We start from the raw sequence: 22,733 nt of genomic DNA, 5'->3' as shown, positions 1-22,733 counted from the left end.
AACAGATCTTTCAAATTACACCGCAATTACCTATCTTGCCCAGATAACTTACCTATTTCTACAGAATAATCCTAGTCGCCAAATATGTATACAAATTTGCGTCATTTAACGAAAAAAGGTCTATTCCTCTTAACCTTGTATTTATTTTCCCTATCGTTTGCCACAGCCCAGTCTCCGCACACCGACTGGTTCGAAGATGCGCGATTCGGGATGTTCATCCATTGGGGTCTGTATAGCGCAGCCGAAGGGATGTGGAAGGGCGAAAAGCTCCGCTACATCAATAACTACGCAGAATGGATCCGATACCGTAACCGTATCTCGAAGGAGGAATACGGCCAGTTGGCTAAACGGTTTGTCTGGGATAAGATCAACCCGGAAGAATGGGTTCTTCTCGCCAAAAAAGCCGGCATGAAATATATCATTGTTACCTCCAAACACCACGACGGGGTAGCTCTATGGGACACCAAGGTTGGCGAATATTCCCTGCCTAAGCTGGCGGGAACCCGCCGCGATGTAATCCGCGAAATTGCCGACGCCTGCCGGAAGCACAATATGAAACTTGGCTTCTATTATTCGCATTGGATTGACTGGGAGCATCCTTATGCATGGGACCACAACCAGGAGCTCACGGGCCATGTCACCGATGAGCAGTTCGATGAATACTGGCAGGAGAAGGCGATTCCGCAGTTACGTGAGTTATTGACAGACTACGGAGATATATCCATTATGTGGTTTGATATGTGGATTCCTTACCAGCATTCCATCTTCAAAAAACAGCAATTGGAACAGGCGGTGGCTTTAATACGTGAACTCCAGCCGAATTGCCTGATCAACTCTCGCCTGGGCCTGCCTACAGATGCCCGCTATGTTGATTTTGAGACGCTCGGCGATAATCAGTTCGGCAGCAGCTACGTGGAACATCCTTGGGAGACGCCCGGCACCATTGCGCATTCCTGGGGATACAACGGGCAGGAAAAAGAATGGAAATCCACCGCACAACTCTTTGAGTCATTGATCAGCAACGTCGCGTTAAACGGGAACTTCACGCTGAATATCGGCCCCCGCGCAGATGGATCTGTTCCCTATGAAAGCATTAGCCGACTAAATGATATCGGGAGCTGGCTCTCGAAGTACGGCGAAGCCCTTTACGGCAATACGGGGATAAAGCTCCATAGCGGGCAGCACGATTGGGGCAAGATCACGCGCAGCGTCTCAAAAAACACGGCTTACTTCCATATTTTCAATTGGCCGCTGGACGGGGTGTTGCGGGTTTCCGGCATCAGGAGCCGGCCGCAGAAGGTGGAATTGCTCTTGGAACACGGCACAAAGACGCTGGACTTTACACTTCGGGGACCGTTGCTACATATCCGTCTACCCCAAGCACAACGTGATCCCTTCGTTTCGGTGGTACGGGTAACCTACAACAACATCGTACTGGACGATGAAATCGTCGCGGAGTCGACCTTCGGCGGATTTGCGCTCCGCGGAACCAATGCCAAAAACAGCGATGAACTTCAGCACGTCAGCTACGACGGGCAACGGCCGAGCCACATACGGACAAAAAACGGGCAGACCATATTTTGGGAGCTCTATCTCCCCCAACCGGGCACCTACCGTCTAGACCTATCCGCCCACAATCCCACAGAACAGGATGCTGCGGTCACCGTCCAAGTTGGCGATCAGACTATACAGGGCATCATTGCGCCCTGTGGTAAAGTCGTGGTCGAACCCAATCAAAACAACTATACTGATGAATTTTTGGAGACACATATCGGCGAAATTACCGTGGATAAAGCAGGGAAATACGAAGTCAGACTCCACAAACAGGATAACGGAGATCTCTGGCTAAATAGGATTTGGATCGATAGGGTCGAAAAAAACAGTGGTCAAACGGGCACTTTGGCATCGGACAAACCACTTATCATCGAAAAAATCAACGACAAGCTTTAACCAATGCCGGTCCTTTCCGACGCACGAGGCGGCCTTGATAAGTAGCTGTAAAGTCGTTGATTTGTAAAGTCGCGAAGTGAGTGGCTAATAGCCGATGGCTCATGGCTGATAGCAAAGGGCAGATAGCCAACACATAAAGTTGTAAAGTCGCTGATTTGTAAAGTCGTGAAGTTAATAGCTAATGGCAGATGGCTAATAGCAAATGGCAGATAGCTATAAGCCTTAAAGTCGTTGATTCGTAAAATCATGGATTTGTAGGTTGTGGTGTCTAAGCACAACGATTGACCTCGTAGAGGTCATACCCCTATAGAAATCGTGCATGAATTTACACGACCCCAACGGGGTCGAATATTTTCGCGACAGCATAGGGAGGCAAAGTTGCTAGTTAATAGCGAATGGCAGGTGGCTAATGGCAGATAGCAAATGGCTATAGGCCAGCAGCGATATATCCTCACTTCTCCATACTAACTACTCCTTCCATTGTCTATCCTTCGACAGGCTCTGAATGACAATGTCAGGCTGAGCTCGTCGAAGCCCTCGTACGACAACGAAGCGACCTCATAGCAGATGGCTAATAGCAAATGGCAGATAGCAAACACATAAAGTTGTAAAGTCGTTGATCTGTAAAGGCGCGAAGTGAGTGGCTAATAGCCGATGGCTCATGGCTGATAGCTATAAGCCGTTAAGTCGTTGATTTGTAAAGTCGTGAAGTCAGTGGCTAATAGCCGATGGCTAATGGCTGATAGCTATAAGCCGTAAAGTCGTTGATTTGAAGATCCTAACTCCTACGACGAACCGAAAATTACCTCATCTCGAGGAGGAACGACGAAGCAGTCTAACTATTCTAATTAAAAGCTTCTTCTCAATATATAAAAGGAAGTAAGCCGTACAAGAGTACTTTTCCAGGTTTCTTTGCAAGGCTATCCCCTACTCTTCCCCTCTCTCTAAGCTTTATAATCTCTTCCAGCGCCTGGACATCAATTTGATCTTTAGGTCTATTAACAGCTTTTTTATTAGCTATTAGCTGGTTAATATGCAAAAAAGGAACACGTACTCCTTCGATATCCGCTATAGAAGCCATTTCTAGCACTCATCAAAAGAATATCCCTCTAACCCTTTCATATCGGTCAGGATATCCAAACGTAACCCATTGTTAAGATGAAAGTCCGTCCACCCGGCTACAAAAGAAATGGTTTCTAACTGTGGAATATCGCCAAGATCTGATAATCGGAATGCTTCTCTCAGATTCCTTCTATTACCTATAGAATCTTTTATCCATATATCCAAGTCACCAGTAAATCGCTGGAAGCCGTGTAAGTTTGTAGCGTAGCCACCTATCATAATATAGGATACTTCAGCATTTTCGAGATTTCGCCAAAAATTCAATATCTCCTCATCAAAAATATCCATATGTTACTTCTGAACAAAAGGTTTATGAACGATCTTTGCTTTCTTAAGAGTTTGTTGTATTTTATAGAGTCGAGTAGTCATTTCAAACCGCTCTTTATAAGAACGATTCAATCCTTCTTTCAATAAAGCGATTTCAGCATCGCTAAAAGGTTGTGGATTATGCTCTTCCTTGATATGCATGATATACTTCCAACTTATTAAACAGATTCTACTTATAAAGATACGAGTTTTACCTCAAAATGATGGCAACCTAATAGAGAAGAATCACTAGGCTATATCGCTGATTTGTGAAGTCCGTGAAGTTAATAGCTAATAGCTAGTAGCTGATGGCAAATGGCTGTAAGCTGTAAAGTCGTTGAGTTGCTGATTCGTAAAGTTAAGATCTAACACCAAACCCTTAACTCCTAATTTCTAACTTCTAAAATGTAAAGTCGCTGATTTGTAAAGTTGTGAAGTGGGTGGCTAATGGCAGATGGCTGATAGCAGATAGCTAATAGCAAATGGCAGATAGCCAACACATAAAGTTGTAAAGTCGCTGATTCGTAAAGTTGTGGATTTGTAGGTCGTCGTGTCTAAGCACAACGATTGACCTCGTAGAGGTCATATCCCGATAGAAAACCGGGCATCAATTACACGACCCCATAGGGGTCGAATATCTCTTCGCGATAGGCATAGCGAGACAAAGTTGCTAGTTAATAGCTAGGCAGATAACTATAAGCCGCAGAGTCGCTGATTTGTAAAGTCGTAAGGAGGCACGACGAAGCGATCTAACCTGCTAACTATTCTAACTTCTCATTTCTCACTTCTCCATACTAACTACTCAAATCTCACTTCTAATAAACTACTCCTTCCATTGTCTATTCTTCGACAGGCTCTGAATGACAATGTCAGGCTGAGCTCGTCGAAGCCCTCGTACGACAACGAAGTGACCTCATGGCAGATAGCTAATGGCGAATGGCAGATGGCTATAAGCCGCAAAGTCGCTGATTTGTAAAGTCGTAAGGAGGCACGACGAAGCGATCTAACCTGCTAACTATTCTCACTTCTCATTTCTAACTTCTCACTTCTCACTTCTCCATACTAACTACTCAAATATCACTTTTAATATCTGACTTCTCACTTCCAAAACTGTCTAGCTGCGGACATTACGAAGCCGACGAAACAACCGCAGTCCATTCCTTATATCCACCCCTTTTTCGCGAATAATTAAAAAAACACTTGCACTTCATTAAATAGAAAACTACATTTGCGTTGTTTATACTAAATCTAAATAAACAGAACATGGCGACAACCATAACTGTTTAACAGGAAACATAGTAATGAAATCAGGCTGAAATCCATAAAATAGCGCCATAGCGAACGGCAATTCGACTATGACGCCTTAAAACCGGGCTAACGGCAATTAGCCCTGCTTACCCTACGTACAATACGTAGCTTCTTCTAACGCATGACCATTAAAAGATGAAACAAAATAGTACTTTTTTTCTAATTATCGTTCTGTTGTTTTGTATTTCCCCGACGACGGCACAACAGAAGACAGAAGTTTACCGCGCACGGGTGTCATCCGGACAAAGCCCGGTGCCGGCAGCCAGCATCCGCATAGGCCAGCAAGCATTGCTAAGCGACGAAGAGGGTCTTTTCTCTTTCCGGGCAGCACCGGGGGCATCTTTGCTTATTGAAATCACCGCACTCGGATTTAAACCGTTAAAACAAAGAATGACCGTGGTGGACGGCAGATCGAACGACCTGCTCGCCTTCTATCTGGAGGCGGAAGACCGGCACATAGAGGAGATCGAAGTTGTGGGTTTCACGAAGGTACAAGAAGTCAACAGACAAGCCTACAACGTGACGGCGCTGGACGCTACTAAACTGTACAATTCGAGCATGAACATCGCCAGCGCACTGGACCGTGTCCCCGGGGTACGCGTACGCCAATCGGGGGGGCTCGGCTCCACTATGAATCTGTCGTTGAACGGCTTCTCTGGCAACCATGTCCGCTATTTTATCGACGGCATCCCGATGGATAACTTCGGTTCGTCGTTCCAGATGAATAATATTCCCATCAATATGGCTGAGCGCGTCGAAGTATACAAGGGCGTCGTGCCGATATGGCTCGGCACCGATGCGCTAGGCGGAGCAGTTAACATTGTCACTTCCACGAAACCAACAAATTACGTTGATGTATCCTACGGTTATGGATCTTTTAACACCCACCGTACCGTCATCAATACAGGTTACATTTCAAAAAAAGGCTTCACGGTACAGTTAAACGCTTATCAGAATTATTCAGATAACAATTATAGTGTAACCGTGGATGCCGCCGATATAAACACCGGCGCCTACGCGCGAAATGCATCCGTAAAGAGATTTCACGATAAGTTTCACAATGAGGCGCTGATTGCTCAGTTGGGCGTAGTAAACAAACCTTATGCAGATCGTTTACTGGTAGGCATAACACTGGGTAAAAACTATAAAGAAATCCAGACCGGCGCCCGGATGACCACGGTTTTTGGGGGTATACACCGACGGGGAAACACTATAATGCCCACGCTCAAATATCAAAAAAATGATCTAATAGAGGGGTTGAATATCGCGTTGAACGCTAACTTCAACCTAGGCACCGAGCAAAACATTGACACATTAAACCGACGGTACGATTGGTATGGAAACTATAAAGAAACGGGCGTAAACGGTGAGCGAAGCCGGCAGTTGTACGAATATCGAAATAATGAAGGACTAGCCTCTTTAACAGCTGATTACCAAATATCCGAAAAACAGTCTATCTCATTGGGCAACACTGCGACTACCTTCAATAGAAAGGGCGAAAATACACTCGACGAACAGTCGAGTCTCTACGAGACCGGAAAGAGGACCTTGAAAAACGTACTCGGCGTAGGTTACAGCTATACGCTCGACGGAGTGTGGAGCTCGACTCTATTTGGGAAGTACCTGTTCCAACACAACAAAAATGAGGATATTACCAACACCAGTTCCCACGAGTTTGGTTATGGCTTTGCCTCGACCTACTTTCCAAAACCTGCGTTACAACTGAAAGCGTCGTACGAGCTGACAAACCGCCTTCCTACACCTTATGAGCTATTCGGGGACGTGGAAAACCAGGACGGCAACTTCAACTTAAAGCCGGAGCATAGCCATAACATCAATCTGGGGGCACTTTACGACTGGAAATCGGGCGACGCGCATCGGTTTTCTGCAGGGGGTAACCTTATTTACCGGTATGCATTTGATTTTATCTATAATCGTTTTAATAATAATCAGACAAAACTCATCGCGGACAACCGGGACGGTGTAAGCACGCGGGGTGTCGATGCAGAATTCCGTTACTCGTACAAGAGGCTCTTCAATATCGGCGGATCCTTAACCTATCAATATTTACAGAACAAACAAAAATATGAAGAGGGATACACCAGTATCAGTCCGCTTTATAACGATCAGATGCCGAATATCCCCTATCTCTTTGGGAACACCAATGTGGGGCTCGCTTTCCGCAATCTCGGTGGGCGCGGAAACGTCTTAAACCTCAACTATAACCTGCTTTACGTGCATCGGTTCTGGCTTTACTGGCCAAGCCTTGGGGGGACTTCGGTGTCTGACGAAAAACGGGAGATCCCGAAACAACTGAGCCATGACATCTCGCTCGTCTACAGCTTGAAAGACGGACGGTACAACATCGGTATAGAAGTCAACAACATCGGCGACGCCCAGCTATTTGACAATTTCAGCCTGCAGAAACCTGGCCGGTTTTTCAACGTAAACCTGCGATACTACCTTCAGAAAGCACATTAAACAAATTTATAAAACACAAATATTTCAATATGAGAACGAACAAATGGACAAGCCTGGCCGTAGGCGCTATGGTATCTTTAGGAGCATTTTCATGCAAAAGTGATGGCCCGTCCCCCGAGACACCAGCCGGAGGTAACTTTGTACTTGCTGTTACGCCAGTAGCATCAGAAGCTGTTGCCGATTATCTGGTTACAACCGGAAGCCTTGAATCGGGTACTGTATCCATTCTGGGAAATGGTGTGGAACAAGACGGCACATACCGCTATTACGTAACGCATAATAACAAATTTTTCAGCATGCTCTATGGACAGGGAAATCCCGGAGCGGTGACCACCTACGACATCGTCGGCGGAAAACTAAATAAGTTAAGCAATTTCCAAAGCGAAACGGTACAGGCATTCGCACCGGTCAACGATGATATACTGATGCTGAAGATCCCGAGAGCCATCACAAACCCGCTGGCCAACTACTATCAGGTGAACACAAACAGCTTAACAATAACCAAAGAGGGCACAATGAATGTACAAGATATCCTTAAAAACGGGGAATCAGCCTTCTTCACATGGATCAAACAGGTCGGCAACAAAGTGTATGCACCGTTTATGTCTGTCAAGGCGTGCTGCGAGGCGGCGTTTGAGACTGCCTTTCCAGACAATGCCTGGATTGCGGTATACTCCTACCCCGATATGTCCTTGGAGACGGTCATCAAAGACGACCGCATCAGCTACATTGGACGCTATTTCAGAGACGGGCTGGCTGTAGACGAAAAAGGCGATGTATATGCGTTTTCTTCTTCCGTAGCGACAGGCGATAAGAAGCTGAATTCCACAAAGCCATCGGCCATTGTGCGCGTTCCCGCGGGCACAACCGCATTCGACGACTACTATTTTGACATCGAAGCGGTGAGCAACGGTAAAAATATCACCAACTGGATTTATGTCGGGCAAGGTAAGTTTGTTGTGCAGATGACTACTCCTTCGGAAAAAGGAACGGGATATACCGACGGTAAACATATGGGAATTGTAGATGTATATAATAAAACGTTTAAGGACGTAACCGGCATGCCTGAGCTCAGCAAAATTAAAGCGGTTACATACAATAACTATACAGCCAAGGACGGCGTGGCCTATATCGGCGTCGCTACGACAGACGCCGTAAGCTATGTTTATAAAGTAGATGCTTCTACGGCCACCGCAACGCAAGGGTTACGTGTTGAAGGAGGTTCGATAACCGCCGTTACGAAGGTTGAATAATACCATCGTTCAACGCCGATTTTTGGCCTCAGAATGCTTTGAAATGGCTGGGTTCCACTGAAAAAGACGAAGCGATAGCGGACTATTTCGAGGATTTTTTTCAGTAAGAAGATGGCCGTTTCAAAGTGGTTAATAGTTGATGGCAAATGGCTGATAGCAGATAGCTAATAGCAAATGGCGAATGGCCATCGCTATAAAGTCGTTGATTTGTGAAGTCATGAAGTGAGTGGCTAATAGCTGATGGCTGATGGCAGATAGATAATAGCAAATGGCCAACACATAAAGTTGTAAAGTCGTTGATTTGTGAAGTCGTGAAGTGGGTGGCTAATGGCAGATAGCAGATAGCTAATAGCAAATTGCAAATGGCCAACACATAAAGTCGTAAAGTCGCTGATTCGTAAAGTTGTGGATTTGTAGGTCGTCGTGTCTAAGCACAACGATTGACCTCGTAGAGGTCATATCCCGATAGAAAACCGGGCATCAATTACACGACCCCATAGGGGTCGAATATCTCTTCGCGATAGGCATAGCGAGACAAAGTTGCTAGTTAATAGCTAATGGCAGATGGCTAATAGCCGACGGCTAATGGCAGATAGCAGCGATAAGCTATGGGTCAACAGCCATTAGCCTCGTGTTTAAAGTCGCTTAAGTGCTGCTTTTATCAACTCTTCGACCGTCTGGTTGGGGTCTGCTGCCACCAGACCATTTAATACCTTTTCCGCCTGCGGCTTACCAAATCCAAGCATGACCAGGGCCGTAAGCGCCTCCTCCGGAACAGATTGTTTGGTGATAGGCATTGGAATAAGGGCATCTGCCCCTTGTTTCTTCAGTTTGTCCTGCAGCTCCAAAATCACGCGCTGTGCTGATTTCGGTCCGATTCCTTTAATTTTCTGAATGACTTGCACCTGTCCGTTGATAATCGCTGACTGAATCTCTTCGGGAGTGATGGAAGAAAGCATCATCCGGCCAGTATTAGGCCCGATGCCCGACACGGAAATCAGGTGGTTAAATAGCTGTCGCTCTGCTTCGGTCGCAAAGCCGTAAAGCGTATGCGCATCTTCCCGCACCTGAAACGACACATAAAGCTTGCAGCTTTCCTGATCCTTGATCTGAGAAAATGTAGTCAGCGATATATGGATATGGTAACCTATACCTCCCACATCAAGGATAACATGCGTAGGAGCCTTAAAAACAAGCCTCCCCTGAAAGTAATCGTACATGATAATTAGATAAAAGTATAAAACGGTGGCACCGCCAATCGGTACCACCCGCCTTCGCCGCGACTAGCGGTTGCTTTCCTTTTCGTGCTCCTGCACGTCCACTACAGCGATAGTCACCATGTTAACGATCTCGCGGACTGAGCTGTCCAGCTGTAAAACGTGTACAGGTTTATTCATCCCCAGCAGAATAGGCCCGACAGCTTCTGCATTGCCAACTTCCTGTAGTAGCTTGTACGCGATGTTTCCCGATTCTAAGTTTGGAAATACCAACGTATTAGCCGCTTCCCCGTTTAACGTGCTAAACGGAAAATTAGCCTTCAGCAGATCGCTGTTCAATGCAAAGTTCGCCTGAATATCGCCATCGACAATGACGTCCGGCGCCTTCTCCCGTAAAATCTTTGCCGTCTCCCGCATTTTTGTTGCTACGCGACCGTCATTAGACCCGAAGTTCGAATAAGACAACAAGGCAATCCGTGGCTTTATATTGAAACGTTTAATGGCGTTTTCGAGCAACATCGTAATGTCGGCCAATTCTTCGGGCGTTGGGTCCTCATTTACGGTAGTGTCGCCAAAGAAGATCGGTCCTTTCGCGGTTAGCATCATATACATCCCCGCCACGCGGCTATTCGGTTTTGCTCCGATAACCTGCAGTGCAGGCTTAATTGTCGAGGCGTAATTTCTCGTGAGCCCCGAGATCAGCGTATCAGCCTCGCCAAACTGCACCATGCTGGCAGCGAAATAATTGCGGTTGGTCATTAGCTTTTTTGCATCGTTCTCGGAGATGCCGCGACGTTGCCTACGCTTATATAAGTGCTGCGTAAATCGTTGAAAGCGTTCTGAATTTTTCTCCTCGTTCGGATCGATAATATCCACGCCCTGCAACTCGAAGTCGTATTCTTTGATTAGTCCTTCTATTTTCTGCCTGTTGCCAAGCAAGATCGGATGGGCTATCTTTTCTTCCTTGACGATTTGTGCTGCACGCAGGGTTTTATAGTTGTCGGCTTCAGCAAATACCACCCGCTTAGGATTTTGCTTTGCTTTGGTTGTTAGATTGCGCATAATGCCATCATCCTTCCCGAGGCGCTTACGAAGATCTTCCTTGTATTTGTCCCAATCGGCAATCTCCTTCCGCGCAACGCCAGAAGCTATCGCCGCTTTCGCCACCGCTACCGACACTTCCGTAATCAACCGTGGGTCTGTTGGTTTCGGAATAATGTAATCCGGGCCGAACTTCAGATTGCTCGTATCGTACGCCTGATTTACCTCTTCCGGCACCGGCTGCTTCGCCAGGGCCGCCAATGCATGCACCGCAGCAATCTTCATCTCTTCGTTAATCCCCGTAGCACGTACGTCCAGGGCACCACGGAAGATGTATGGGAATCCCAATACGTTATTGACCTGGTTCGGAAAATCTGAACGTCCTGTCCCCATAATAACATCGTCGCGCGTTTCTAGCGCCAAGTCATATGCAATCTCGGGATTCGGATTGGCCATAGCCAGCACGATCGGACGGGGGTTCATGGACCGAAGCATATCAGGCGTAAGTACGTCGGCTGCCGAAAGGCCGATGAAGACATCTGCCCCTTTCACCGCTTCCTCCAGGGTGTGGATATCGCGGTCGGTAGCATAGACTGCCTTCGTGCCGTCCAGGTTTTCGCGATCTTTGCGGATCACTCCCTTGCTGTCCAGCATAACGATATTTTCTTTATTCGCGCCCACGGCGATGTACATTGCAGTACACGAGATCGCTGCGGCCCCCGCACCATTGACCACGATCTTAATCTGGCTGATGTCCTTCCCCGTCAGTTCACACGCGTTAATTAACGCCGCTCCTGAAATAATCGCGGTCCCATGCTGATCGTCATGCATCACCGGAATGTTCATCTCTTCCTTCAGCCTGCGCTCTATCTCGAAACATTCGGGGGCTTTAATGTCCTCCAGGTTGATCCCACCGAAAGTAGGCTCCAGCGCCTTTACAATATTGACAAATTCGTCCACATTTTTTGTGTCCAGTTCAATGTCAAACACATCAATGTCCGCAAAAATTTTGAACAACAATCCCTTTCCTTCCATAACCGGTTTACCGGCCTGAGCGCCGATATCCCCCAGGCCCAATACGGCGGTACCGTTGCTGATAACGGCGACAAGATTGCCCTTAGAAGTATATTTGTAAGCATCTTCACTATTCTGCGCAATAGCCAGGCAAGGCTCCGCTACGCCCGGCGAGTATGCTAGTGATAAGTCGCGCTGTGAATTGTGCGGCTTCGTTGGCACCACGGCTATCTTTCCAGGTCTGCCCATGGCGTGGTAATCCAACGCATCTTTTTTTCTGTTGTTACTCATATCCTAAGTAAAAAAATGTTACGTAAAGTAGAAGAAGTACCGATCCACAGGAGCTGCAAAACCGCAACTTTGCGCTATGCATCTGCTCTTTGTATCCAGTACCTTCAACGTCATTTACTGCTAAAATTGTGTTATTATTTCGCTACAAAGCTAAAACTTCAAAAGAAGATTCGCTAATTTTTTTCCGAAGCTGTCATTTTATTCTTTTGCGTCTGCTCACCACCGCAAATAGAAAATTCCCCAGCTCACTGCCCAGCATTCGAGTCATCCATGGTCGGGCACATCCTCATTGAAGAGCACCTATTTTAAGCTGTCAAGGAGCTTAAACATCGCCTGACGCATAGACGAACTGCTCCCTGTATAATTATTGACCAGCAGCGAGAACGTAACCTGTCCCGACTTTCCCTGATGGTATCCCGTGTATCCGAGTACACCTCCTATGGTTCCGCTCTTCATGGACATGCCATTGATCGTCGGCAAGCTCTTTTCGAAGTCGGCGAACCACGGGCGGCTTTGCGCGTAATGCATGATACCGGACATCGCGGCCGTCGTGACCCTGTTCTGCGGAGACAACCCCGAGCCATCTATTATTTTCAGCTCGCTGCCCTGAATTTTTAGCTTCTGTTCCCAGTATTTTGTTACCAGTTGCGCCGCTTCGCCCGTTCCCGGTTTGTTGCCGCTTACGAGGCCGAACGTTTTAAGCAGGGCCTCTCCGTATAGATTGATACTTTTCTGGTTAAACCAATACACAATATCACGCAGAGGCGGCGATTGGTGCGTATCCAGCACCTTGTTTGGCGGGCTCAGCCGCTGTCCTTGGTTCCGAAGGCGTCTCCCTGTGGTCGGTAGGCTATCCACGGCAATTCCTTGGTTATACAGGGCAGCGGTAAACTGCTGCGCCAGATCCATGGCGGGGTCAGGTACGGAGATTTCAATGGTCTTCTTAAGGTCCCTGCCGTAGGTTCCGCGTACGTATATAACCTGCGAGTAGGGAGCGGCATAGGCGTACACATTGTCGCCGGTGCCGTCGGCACCTGTAGTCACCTCATTGACAAGAGTAATACCTTCGAGCGGACTGCTGATTTTTACGATAGATGCCGGTTGGCCCACATTGCCGGGCGAAAAGGTGATACCGGCTTTGTTTTCCCGCCAGTTAAGCCCGGATATACCCGCGCCATAGTAATTCCCCATGTCGTTCCAGCTCCATCCGCCTGGAATATCGTTCCCGTTGAAATGTAGATCGTCGCCGACGATGCGTCCATTGACGTGCGAGATTCCCGCCTGTCTGACGGCTGCTATCCACTTGTTCATAACAGCAGCTTCGGTGGCATCGGGATAGCGGTCGCTCCCCAGGGTCGGGTCGCCAGATCCTGAAATAAGAAGGTCGCCGTGCAGGACACCGAGGCTATCAACGGTGCCGGCATACGCTAGCTGCGTCTTAAACCGATACTCGGGCCCAAGTATGTCCAGTACGGTGATAGACGTGATCACCTTCATGGTAGACGCCGTCGGCAGTCCCAGTGATGCGTTATCGGAGAAGATAACGGCGCCGGTTTTCCCATCCAGCACGGTGAATGCGGCGATTCCATTTCTCAGTCTTCCGTCGTGCGCAAATGTCTGGTAGGCCGACGCGATTTTTTCTTTGACTCCCTGCCCGTGTACGCTGCCGGTATACAGCATAGCAATGAGCGAGAAACAGTATAAACTCGTTTTCATTCTATATGGTTCTTTCAAGCAAACTTAATTAAAAATTGATTAGATGGTGATTGGTAATTGGAGAAGTTAGAAATCAGAAGTGAGATTTGAGAAGTGAGATTTGAGAAGTGAGATTTGAGAAGTGAGAAGTGAGAAGTGAGAAGTGAGAAGTGAGAAGTTAGAATAGTTAGCAGGTTAGAATAGTTAGCAGGTTAGGTCGCTTCGTCGGACCTCCTCGCGACCACAAATCCACAACTTTACGAATCAGCGACTTTACAACTTTATGTGTTGGCCATTTGCCATCTGCCATTAGCTATCTGCTATCAGCCATCCGCTATTAGCTATTAGAAGTGAGAAATTAGAAATGACAAGTTAGAATAGTTAGCAGGTTAGATCGCTTCGTCGTACTTCCTCACGACTTTACAAATCAACGACTCTGCGGCTTATAGCCATCTGCCTAGCTATTAACTAGCAACTTTGTTTCGCTATGCCTATCGCGAAGAGATATTCGACCCCTATGGGGTCGTGTAATTGATGCCCGGTTTTCTATCGGGATATGACCTCTACGAGGTCAATCGTTGTGCTTAGACACGACGACCTACAAATCCACAACTTTACGGCTAACTCTATGGAAAGGCTGCCTTGAGCGGAGGGAAAGAACCGGCATCGGTTCGACTGCGTCAGCGGGCCGTCATACTAGCCGTGAAGAACCGTTCCTTGTCTGAACGTAGTGAGTTTGGAACGGTTTAGGCTAGGATAAGGCACGGTAGCATCAAGAACCTCGGCCGGAGGACCTTGTTTACTTGGGTCCCTCCAAGTAAAACCCCGCCCCGGGTTGAGGGGCTATGAAGAAGTGAGAAGTCAGATATTAGAAGTGAGATTTGAGTAGTTAGTATGGAGAAGTGAGTAGTTAGAAATGACAAGTTAGAATAGTTAGCAGGTTAGATCGCTTCGTCGTACCTCCTCACGACTTTACAAATCAACGACTCGGCGGCTTATAGCTATTAGAAGTGAGAAGTTAGAAATCAGAAGTTAGAATAGTTAGCAGATTAGATCGCTTCGTCGTACCTCCTCGCGACTTTACAAATCAACGACTTTACGGCTATTATTAGGAGTTAGAGTAGTTAGATGGGTTAGAATGGTTAGATGACGCTCGTTGCTATCAAAAACCACTTCACGATTTATAGCCATCCGCCACTAGCCATCTGCTATCAGCCATCTGCCATTAGCTATCTGCTATCAGCATCTGCTATCTGCTATTAGCCACTCACTTCACGACTTCACAAATCAACGACTTTACGACTTTATATGTTGGCCATTTGCCATCTGCTATTAGCTATCTGCTATCAGCCATCTGCCATTAGCCACCCACTTCACGACTTCACAAATCAACGACTTTACGGCTTTTACAAACCTTATTACCCCCAACTAAAATGAGACGAAAAAGACCGTTATTCCTAACATATTTTCTAAATTGCGGCCGTACTAGAAAAGAATAAAAATGGCACATGTAGAACGGTTACAGGCGTTACGTGAACAGATGAAGGTTCGCGGCATCGACGCGTATATAATTCCATCATCTGACCCCCACATTAGCGAATATCTGCCGGAGCGGTACAAATGTATAGCTTGGGTTTCCGGCTTTACGGGATCTGCAGGCACCTTGGCCATCACGCAGGACTTTGCCGGCCTGTGGACAGACTCCCGCTACTTTGTCCAAGCTGCCGAACAGCTTGCTGGCTCAGGGTTTGAACTGGTAAAACTGAAGGTACAGGGAGCTGCTGAGTATGCATTTTGGCTGGCGGAACGTCTAGCCCCCGGCAGCAGGGTCGCCTTTGATGGCAACCTAGCTTCGGTGGCTGTTGCAAAGGCTGTAGAAGAAGCACTGAGACCGGCAGGCATAGCCGTGGACGGGCACCTCGATCTGCTGGACGTGATTTGGAAGGAGCGTCCTGCGCTTCCGACAGCGAAAGCCTACCTCCTGGACGAAATGACTACCGGCATGTCGACGGAAAACAAATTGGAGCGTGTACGCGAAAAGCTTAAAGCAAAGCGTGCTCAAGCGCATCTCATATCCTCGCTGGACGACTTAGCGTGGGTGCTGAACATGCGTGGAAGTGACGTAAAGTGTAACCCTGTCGTGCTGGGCTTCCTGTTATTGGAAGAGGAACAGGCCACGCTATTTATGGATGGGCGTAAGTTATCTGACGCGGAGCGCGGGCGGCTGGCGGAGGCCGGCGTGACCATAAAGCCGTATGAAGACACGTTTAACGCGGTAGCTAACATACAGGCGGACAGCATTTTGCTGGATCCGAAACGCACGTGCTTTGCGCTATACGATGCTGTACCGAAGCGCACGCGGATTGTGGAGGATATTAACCCTTCAACGCGCCTTAAGGCATTAAAAAATGAGGTGGAAATTGCGCACACACGCAATGCCATGGTTAAAGACGGCGTGGCCATGACGCGCTTCTTCAAGTGGATAGAAGAGCATGTTTCACAAGGAAACCTCACCGAAATGTCGATTGCGGAACGTCTGCAGCAACTGCGCGCCGAGGGCGAAGGGTTTGTGGATATCTCGTTTGACACCATCGCCGGCTATCGTGCGCATGGCGCCCTCCCCCACTATAAGGCCACAGAAGAGAGCAACGCCACATTGCAGCCGCACGGTTTGCTGCTGATCGACTCTGGAGGACAGTACAGAGATGGTACAACCGATATCACCCGCGTCGTGTCCTTAGGAAACATTACGGCTGCTGAAAAGGAAGATTATACAATTGTTCTCAAGGGCACCATAGAGGGTTCAATGGCGGTTTTTCCAATAGGTACACGCGGTTATCAGATCGATGCCATTACACGCCGGCCGATCTGGGAAACCTTCCGCAACTACGGACATGGTACCGGACACGGCGTCGGCTTCTTCTTAAATGTACATGAAGGGCCACACACCTTTAATCCGTCGAATATCGATATCGCCGTAGAGGAAGGCATGATTACCTCGATAGAGCCCGGACTTTACCGCGAAGGTGAATACGGCATCCGTATCGAAAACCTTGTCCTTACGAAGACTTTAAAAAACAATGCATTTGGCGAGTTTCTCCATTTCGAAACGTTGACGATCTGCTATATCGACACGGATCTGGTAGATAAAACACATCTGGACCAAAAGCACATCGATTGGCTCAACAATTACAATGCCTGGGTCTTTGAAAAGCTGGCGGATCACCTTACTGAAGAAGAAGCAACGTGGCTGCGGGAGAAAACCAAAGCCATTTAAGAACATTATCGAAGGATAGACGCCTCCCGGACTCACCCCGGCCATGTCAACCGGGGCTTCTAAAGCTCCGTCTGACATGACCGGGGGATGACAGGAATACCATCGGAAGTACTAACTTTGCAGAAATAAACAAGATATGGCTGAGGATTTACAAATAGCGACAGGCTCCAAGGAAGAACAATATCGACTGCTTTTTAAGCAGATCGAGGCGCTTGTAAGCGGCGAGACCGACCGCATCGCCAACATGGCAAACATAGCTGCTGCTTTAAAAGAACAATTCAACTTTTGGTGGGTGGGCTTTTACCTGGTTACAGATGAACAATTGGTGTTAGGCCCATTCCAAGGCCCCGTCGCGTGTACGCGTATTGGGTATGGTAAAGGCGTTTGCGGTTCCGCATGGCAAAAGGGCTCCACTGTCATTGTTCCCGATGTAGATGCTTTTCCGGGACATATTGCCTGCAGTTCCCTGTCGCGCTCAGAAATAGTTGTTCCCGTATTCCAAAATGATCAATGTATTGGCGTGCTGGACGTAGACAGTGAATTTCTTAACCACTTCGATCAGATAGATGCTACGTATCTTGAGCAAATCTGCAGCCTTATAGCCTAAGCTCGATGTTTTAGCATTATAGAACACGGTGTCTGAAACGCGTTCACTTTGCTGTCATGTTGGGCACTTCAGCAGACGCAGATCAGTTTTTAAAGTAGCGGCAGAATAAGCGCTCCAGCCGTTCGCGGCTACGCTTCGCGGGCAACGACATCCCAAATTTTTATCAGCTTGTCGTCTCCGGCAGTGATAAGCTGGTTTTCCATCCACAGCCCCGTGTTGATCGATAGCCTGTGTCCGTCATAGCCTCGGTCCACGCTGACATTTTTCAGGAGAGATAGGGATGTGCTATCCCACAGCTTAATTGATTTATCCCTGCTGACAGTCGCAAGAACCGGCGCCGTGGGATGCGGCAGGATGCCGTATATTGTAAACATATGTGGTGTGATATTCCGGACTATCGCTAGATCCTTCTGCTCCATCTGAAACAGCTGGGCGTCCCGCCCGCCGGAATAAAGGTAAGTCTCGGTAGCGTGCAGTGCGGTCACGGGAAGGCTATGCACTTTCTTCTTTTCGACTTCTTTAAAATCGTTAACGTCATAAAGATACAGCGTGCCGTCTTTATCGCCGAACACGAGCTGCCTGCCCCCCGGATACGGCTCTATGGTACGCACGGTCGTTGAGGATACGCGGAAGCGGTACAGCAGCTCAAAGGAATCTAACGACCACACATAGGCCGTACCCTCCTCGCCGATGGCGATGAGCTCGTTTTTCCCGTGGAGTACCTTAACAGAAAAAATGGCGCCCGTCTCGGTCTTCATCTTATGGATTAGTTGCTGCCGGCCAATATCCACACACCATAGTTCACCATTGCGCATTCCGGCGATTAGCATATCTTTAGACGGCAGACAGCAAAGCGTATACACCGCGGATGGAACGGCACATAAGATACGGACGAATTTGCCCGACGCGATATCCCATTCCACAATTCCCTTATCGTTTCCTGCCGAAAATAGCGTAGGCGAGCCGGGCATTCCCGCTAGTGCGAAAATCGGATTTTGATGCCCCGTCAATGTCTTCGCTAATGAAATATCTGTCGTATACATGTGCTATCGTCCTTTGCTCCTGCGGGCGGCCTATCGGCCGGCGCAGTTTAAAATACTTTCTTTCGCCCGGTAGGTTGGTATCAACCGACCGCTATTGGTGCCTGCTCTCTAGATTTTTGGCAATTGTCTGTAGACCGAGGCCTTTTTCACGAAGCAGCACCAACAGGTGGAAAAGCAGATCCGACGACTCGTTGATAAAGTCGTGCTCCGTCTCCGCAAGCGCTGCGATGACAGTCTCGACCGCCTCCTCGCCTACTTTCTGCGCAATTTTATTTAAGCCCCGTTGGCGCAGACGATTCACGTAGGACTCGTCCGAAGGTTCGTCATAACGGTTTTGGATGATGCGCTCCAGCTGTAGCAGGAAGTTTTGGTTGTATGCCGTCTGGAAACAGCTTCTTGCTCCTGTATGACAGGTTGGCCCAGCGGGGACCACCTTTATCAGCAACGTATCCTGATCGCAATCGATATGGGCAGACACAACCTTTAAAAAGTTTCCGCTTTCTTCTCCTTTCGTCCAAAGGCGGTTTTTACTCCTCGAATAAAAAGTAACACGCCCTTCGCGCTCGGTTTTCTCCCAAGCTTCCTGGTTCATGTAGCCGAGCATCAGCACCTCGAGCGTCTGGTCATCCTGTATAACGACAGGTATCAGCCCATCTCCTTTTGCAAAATCTAGCATGTTAAAAACTCAAAATTAAAATCATAAATATGGGGCGCTCCTACCGGCTTCGGCATTATCGGACAACGATCCCGTTTTTACGCAAGGTGTCTTTCAGCTCCGGTACAAGAATTTCCCCGTAATGAAAAACAGAAGCCGCCAACGCCGCGTCAACATTCGCCTGTTGAAAGACATCCACAAAATGTTGCTGGCTTCCAGCCCCGCCCGACGCTATCAGCGGTATTTGTATACGGTCGTTCACACGCTTCAACAATGCACTATCAAAGCCGTTCTTCGTACCATCGTGATCCATCGAAGTTAAGAGGATTTCTCCCGCGCCACGTTCTTCGGCTTCCTTGATCCAATTTTCTGTCTGTATTTCCGTCTTGTCGCGTCCGCCGCGAAGGTGGACAAAGTTCTGTCCGTCTACCAGGCGTGTATCCACGGCAACTACAACAAACTGCCGTCCGAACGCCTTGGCCAACTGATCGATCAAGGACGGGTTCCGCACAGCTGCCGAGTTGATAGAAATCTTGTCGGCCCCCGAATTTAATAGCACTTCGGCATCTCTTAGCTCGTTGATCCCACCGCCAATGGTAAACGGAATATTTACCTGGCGTGCCACCGCTTTTACCAGTTCTATGGTTGTTTTCCGACCCTCATAGGTGGCTGTTATATCCAGAAAAACCAGTTCATCTGCTCCCTGCTCGGAATATTGCCAGGCAAGCTCCACAGGATCGCCGGCGTCGCGCAGATCAACGAAGTTGACCCCTTTGACAGTACGTCCGTCTTTTACATCCAAACAGGGGATGATTCGCTTAGCTAACATGTTAAAAGTTGATAAGCGATTTAAGATTCCAGTCTTTAATTTCCTCGATCGTAATCTTATTCTCGTAAATAGCCTTGCCCACGACGCACGATTCCATCCGTCCCAACGCATTTAAGGCTTTAATGTCGTCCATCGAACTGATGCCGCCAGAACCTATTAACTTGATAATCGGCGAATGATCCAATAACTTCTGGTAAAGCTCCACACCGGCACCGCCTAACTTTCCATCCTTACTGATGTCTGTACATAAAAAACGAAAAAATCCAAGCGCCAAACACTTATCTATATACTCAATAAGCTTGATCGGCGAGCTCTCCAACCATCCCGAGTATTTGATAACTTCGTCTAAAACATCAATGGCAATAACGATATGGTCGGCGTATTTCACCCGTCCCTCATTCAACTTACTTAGTTCCTCCAAGAAGTGGGGATTCGTAATAGCCTGTGTACCAACAATAACGCGATAGATACCCGCGTCTACCAGCTCTTTTACCTTTTCGATGCTTCTGACGCCGCCGCCGTACTGCACCTTCATCTCCGTCTTTTGAATGATGTCAAACAGGTACTCCTGATTGCTGAAATCGCCCTTGGCGCCATTCAAATCGATGATATGAACGATTTCCGTACCATTAGCGTGGTATTTTTCGATCTGTTCTTCCAACGAGATATCATACGTCGTGACATCGTTGTAGTTACCCTCTCTCAGACGGACAACCTTCTTGTCCAAAACATCAATTGCAGGAATGATATACATATGTTAAAGTTAAAAGTCAAAAATTAAAAATCAAATAGCCATCTGTCATTAGCCCCTAGCTAATAACCATTCTTGAGAAATTCAGCAACAGCTGTTCGCCTGCTTTTCCCGATTTTTCGGGATGGAACTGTACCCCGAAAAAATTGTCTTTTTGTATAGAAGCAGAAAAATTTATGCCATAATTACACCTCGCGCTTGTATACGTGTCATCCGATTCGATAAAGTACGAGTGCACGAAATAAAAATAGCTATTATCGGGGATACCCTGAAAAAGAACACACCCATTTTGCGGGGACACACTGTTCCACCCCATATGGGGTACCTTTTCGTCGATTCTTTTGTAAAAATGTAACGTCTTCAACGGCACAATTCCCAGCAGATCAGCGTCGCCTTCTTCGGAGTAGGATGTCAGCAGCTGCATGCCCACGCAGATACCCAACACCGGCTTCCGAAGCGTAACGATACGCTCAGCCAGCCCCGAGTTCTTTAGCTTGTCCATCGCCGCGCCGGCATGACCGACTCCTGGGATAATGATGCGCTCATAATGATCAAACTCGTCCTCGTTGTTGATCATGCCATATTGTACTCCTACGCGGTCCAGAGCCGCCGTAAGCGAAAAAATATTTCCTGCCCCGTAATTTACTATTCCTACCATTGTGTGATATTTTAAGACGTCCCGCTGCTACCTGTTCTATCCCAGGTCTGCTACAGCACCCCTTTTGTACTCGGAAGCTGCATATTCTCGGCGTCCCGTCGTACGGCCTTTTTTATGGACTTGGCAAAAGCCTTGAATATAGCTTCAATTTTATGATGTTCGTTTTCTCCTTCGGCTTTAATATTTAGATTAGACCGGGATGCGTCGGAAAAAGATTTAAAGAAGTGAAAAAACATTTCCGTTGGCATATCGCCAATTTTTTCCCGTTTAAATGTGGCGTCCCAGACAATCCAGCTTCGTCCGCCGAAGTCGATGGCTACCTGCGCTAAGCAGTCGTCCATAGGCAGCGTGTATGCATAACGTTCGATACCCCGCTTATCGCCCAATACCTTCAAAAACACCTCACCTAGCGCGATACCGGTATCCTCTATGGTATGATGTTCATCAATATGTAAGTCACCCGTTGCCTTGACCGTAAGGTCCAGAGAACCGTGACGTGCTATCTGATCGAGCATATGATCGAAGAACGGAAGCCCTGTGCTTATGTCGGCTTTTCCCGAACCGTCGAGATTAAGCTCGATAAAGATATCGGTCTCGTTGGTCTTCCGTCGGTGCTGCCCGCTACGGGTCCCCAGCTTCAGAAATTCGTATATGGACTTCCAGTCGGTCGTTTCCAATGCCACCGAAGCGCTTTCAAAAGCCACGTTCTCCGCCCTTCCCAGCTCGTCGTTGTTCCGAAGCCAAATCGCTTTGGCCCCCAGATTTTCGGCAAGCTTTACATCGTTCACCCTGTCGCCGATAACGAAAGATTCAGCAAGGTTGTATGCGGCAATATCGAAGTAGGCCTGCAGCATACCTATGCCCGGCTTACGCGTGGGGGCGTTCTCATGGGGAAACGTCCGATCGATATGTTCGTTTGCAAATACAACTCCCTCCCCCGCAAATGTATCGATAATAAACCGGTGTACCGGCCAGAAGTTTTCCTCTGGATGCGAAGCTGTGCCGAGCCCGTCCTGGTTAGAAACAAGTACCAGCTCAAAATCCAGTTCTTTCGCTATACGCGGTAAATACTGCAAAGCGCCCGGATAAAATTTTAGCTTTGCAAATGAATCTATCTGTTCATCTTCCGGCTCCAGGATCAATGTTCCGTCCCTGTCGATAAACAATACTCTTTTCACTAAGTCAGGCATATGTATAAAACGTAAAGTCGAATAGCGGCTAAGTCGCGTTTAAGC

Annotated in this window: 18 protein-coding genes; 5 read left to right on the top strand and 13 right to left on the bottom strand. The window is 47.7% G+C overall.

Annotation, left to right across the window (positions count from 1 at the left end):
- The first annotated feature begins 84 nt into the window (after window positions 1-84).
- Entirely contained in the window at window positions 85-1,950 is a 1,866-nt protein-coding gene (locus BC792_RS00800) for an alpha-L-fucosidase (RefSeq protein ID WP_148907076.1), read from the top strand.
- On the opposite strand, the gene BC792_RS18460 is transcribed toward BC792_RS00800, so the two are convergent.
- From BC792_RS18460 to BC792_RS18245, 4 genes are all read right to left on the bottom strand, one after another.
- A complete protein-coding gene (locus tag BC792_RS18460; protein WP_148907075.1) occupies window positions 1,947-2,198 on the bottom strand; it encodes a hypothetical protein in 252 nt (83 codons plus the stop codon). The genes BC792_RS00800 and BC792_RS18460 overlap by 4 nt on opposite strands.
- A gap of 614 nt (window positions 2,199-2,812) precedes the next feature.
- A complete protein-coding gene (locus BC792_RS18455) occupies window positions 2,813-3,031 on the bottom strand; it encodes a hypothetical protein (RefSeq protein WP_211357438.1) in 219 nt (72 codons plus the stop codon).
- Window positions 3,032-3,033: 2 nt separating this feature from the next.
- Complete coding sequence (locus BC792_RS00790) at window positions 3,034-3,360, bottom strand: hypothetical protein (RefSeq protein ID WP_211357437.1); 327 nt, start codon at window positions 3,358-3,360, stop codon at window positions 3,034-3,036.
- Between the two features lie 3 nt (window positions 3,361-3,363).
- Window positions 3,364-3,540 carry a hypothetical protein gene (locus BC792_RS18245; protein ID WP_170249924.1) on the bottom strand — a complete coding sequence of 59 codons (177 nt, stop codon included), beginning with the start codon at window positions 3,538-3,540 and terminating at the stop codon, window positions 3,364-3,366.
- Between the two features lie 1,281 nt (window positions 3,541-4,821).
- On the opposite strand from BC792_RS18245, the gene BC792_RS00785 reads away from it, so the two are divergent.
- Together BC792_RS00785 and BC792_RS00780 are read left to right on the top strand one after the other, a co-directional pair.
- A complete protein-coding gene (locus BC792_RS00785; RefSeq protein ID WP_148907074.1) occupies window positions 4,822-7,167 on the top strand; it encodes a TonB-dependent receptor domain-containing protein in 2,346 nt (781 codons plus the stop codon).
- A gap of 29 nt (window positions 7,168-7,196) precedes the next feature.
- A complete protein-coding gene (locus BC792_RS00780; protein ID WP_148907073.1) occupies window positions 7,197-8,420 on the top strand; it encodes a DUF4374 domain-containing protein in 1,224 nt (407 codons plus the stop codon).
- A 635-nt stretch (window positions 8,421-9,055) separates the two neighbouring features.
- Here the strand turns inward: BC792_RS00780 and ruvA are convergent.
- The 3 genes from ruvA to dacB form a co-directional block, all read right to left on the bottom strand.
- Window positions 9,056-9,640 carry a Holliday junction branch migration protein RuvA gene (gene ruvA, locus BC792_RS00775; RefSeq protein WP_148907072.1) on the bottom strand — a complete coding sequence of 195 codons (585 nt, stop codon included), beginning with the start codon at window positions 9,638-9,640 and terminating at the stop codon, window positions 9,056-9,058.
- Between the two features lie 63 nt (window positions 9,641-9,703).
- Window positions 9,704-11,983 (bottom strand): NADP-dependent malic enzyme, encoded by a 2,280-nt coding sequence (locus BC792_RS00770; RefSeq protein WP_148907071.1) that lies wholly within the window; start codon window positions 11,981-11,983, stop codon window positions 9,704-9,706.
- A 300-nt stretch (window positions 11,984-12,283) separates the two neighbouring features.
- Complete coding sequence (gene dacB / locus BC792_RS00765) at window positions 12,284-13,699, bottom strand: D-alanyl-D-alanine carboxypeptidase/D-alanyl-D-alanine endopeptidase (RefSeq protein ID WP_148907070.1); 1,416 nt, start codon at window positions 13,697-13,699, stop codon at window positions 12,284-12,286.
- Window positions 13,700-15,179: 1,480 nt separating this feature from the next.
- On the opposite strand from dacB, the gene BC792_RS00760 reads away from it, so the two are divergent.
- Window positions 15,180-16,955: an aminopeptidase P family protein gene (locus tag BC792_RS00760; RefSeq protein ID WP_148907069.1), complete on the top strand. Its 1,776-nt coding sequence runs from the start codon at window positions 15,180-15,182 to the stop codon at window positions 16,953-16,955.
- Between the two features lie 136 nt (window positions 16,956-17,091).
- Window positions 17,092-17,562, top strand: coding sequence for a GAF domain-containing protein (locus BC792_RS00755; protein WP_148907068.1), 471 nt, complete (start codon window positions 17,092-17,094; stop codon window positions 17,560-17,562).
- Between the two features lie 128 nt (window positions 17,563-17,690).
- Here BC792_RS00755 and BC792_RS00750 read toward each other — a convergent pair whose 3' ends face one another.
- The 6 genes from BC792_RS00750 to hisB form a co-directional block, all read right to left on the bottom strand.
- On the bottom strand, window positions 17,691-18,605 hold the full coding sequence (locus BC792_RS00750; RefSeq protein WP_148907067.1) for a WD40 repeat domain-containing protein: 915 nt from the start codon (window positions 18,603-18,605) through the stop codon (window positions 17,691-17,693).
- Between the two features lie 91 nt (window positions 18,606-18,696).
- Entirely contained in the window at window positions 18,697-19,281 is a 585-nt protein-coding gene (gene hisIE, locus BC792_RS00745; protein WP_148907066.1) for a bifunctional phosphoribosyl-AMP cyclohydrolase/phosphoribosyl-ATP diphosphatase HisIE, read from the bottom strand.
- A gap of 55 nt (window positions 19,282-19,336) precedes the next feature.
- Window positions 19,337-20,089, bottom strand: a complete 753-nt coding sequence (gene hisF, locus BC792_RS00740; RefSeq protein ID WP_148907065.1) for an imidazole glycerol phosphate synthase subunit HisF — start codon at window positions 20,087-20,089, stop codon at window positions 19,337-19,339.
- 1 nt (window position 20,090) lies between these two features.
- The gene (locus tag BC792_RS00735; protein WP_148907064.1) at window positions 20,091-20,843 is read right to left on the bottom strand and encodes a 1-(5-phosphoribosyl)-5-[(5-phosphoribosylamino)methylideneamino]imidazole-4-carboxamide isomerase; all 753 of its coding nucleotides are present in this window, start codon (window positions 20,841-20,843) and stop codon (window positions 20,091-20,093) included.
- Between the two features lie 55 nt (window positions 20,844-20,898).
- Entirely contained in the window at window positions 20,899-21,498 is a 600-nt protein-coding gene (hisH, locus tag BC792_RS00730) for an imidazole glycerol phosphate synthase subunit HisH (RefSeq protein WP_148907063.1), read from the bottom strand.
- 50 nt (window positions 21,499-21,548) lie between these two features.
- Window positions 21,549-22,688, bottom strand: a complete 1,140-nt coding sequence (hisB, locus tag BC792_RS00725; RefSeq protein WP_148907062.1) for a bifunctional histidinol-phosphatase/imidazoleglycerol-phosphate dehydratase HisB — start codon at window positions 22,686-22,688, stop codon at window positions 21,549-21,551.
- Window positions 22,689-22,733: the final 45 nt, after the last annotated feature.

Source organism: Sphingobacterium allocomposti (assembly GCF_008124885.1).
GTDB lineage: Bacteria > Bacteroidota > Bacteroidia > Sphingobacteriales > Sphingobacteriaceae > Sphingobacterium > Sphingobacterium allocomposti.
The sequence above is the reverse complement of the archived record's forward strand: the minus strand, read 5'-3'. Positions and strand labels throughout refer to the sequence as shown.